This is a genomic window from Streptomyces murinus (assembly GCF_002154555.1).
Lineage (GTDB): Bacteria > Actinomycetota > Actinomycetes > Streptomycetales > Streptomycetaceae > Streptomyces > Streptomyces murinus.
Genome location: NZ_MUNF01000697.1, coordinates 9,319 through 9,990 on the forward strand (window position 1 = coordinate 9,319; position 672 = coordinate 9,990).

General features: G+C 73.4%; 1 pseudogene. It reads right to left on the reverse strand.

Features of this window, described 5'->3' with window-relative positions:
• Positions 1 to 618: pseudogene (locus CCN72_RS41020) on the reverse strand (2-methylisoborneol synthase); the annotation flags it as partial.
• Positions 619 to 672: the final 54 nt, after the last annotated feature.

The following is a 672-nucleotide window of genomic DNA, read 5'->3' on the forward strand; positions in this document are numbered from 1 at the left end:
CTGGGAGGGTGTGGCGGCGCGGACGAAGTAGTCCATCGCGCTGCGGTACGCCCGCCGCGGGGCGTCGGAGCCGAGCGACTCCTCCCACGCCGGGGCGTACTCCGGTGTGGTGTGGAGGTGGTCGAGCGTGGTGTGCGCGAGGAGGATGCGGCCGCCGAGGCCGATGGGCGAGCCGCCGTGGTCCTCGCAGTAGCAGTCGTCGAGGGCGTTCTCCGCGACCATCAGCCGGGTGGCGAGCATCAGATGGTCGATGCCGGGGGCGTCGGGGTGGCAGGCGACCATGTAGCGCCCGACGGAGAAGCCGTCGAACTGGCCCTCCCACTCCTCGGGGTAGAGCTGGACCTCGTCCTCGGCCCAGCGCTTGATCCGGCGGCTCACCTCCTCGACACGGGCGGGGTCGGGCTCCGGGACGGGGTGGTGGTAGAGGCCGGGGACGACCGGGCCTTCGGAGGAGGAGACGGAGGAAGTGGAGACGGAGGAGGCAGGGGGTACCTGGTCGGGCTCCGGTGCCGGAGCCGGTGCCACCGCCATGTGCGGGTCCGCGGCCGGCAATTTGAGGGCGCGGGCCAGGGAGAGTGAGGACGTGCCCAGGCCGGTCGGTCCGCCGAGGATCCGCCGCAGGCCGGGGTCGGCGGACCGACCGGCCTGGGCACGTCCTCACTCTCCCTGGCC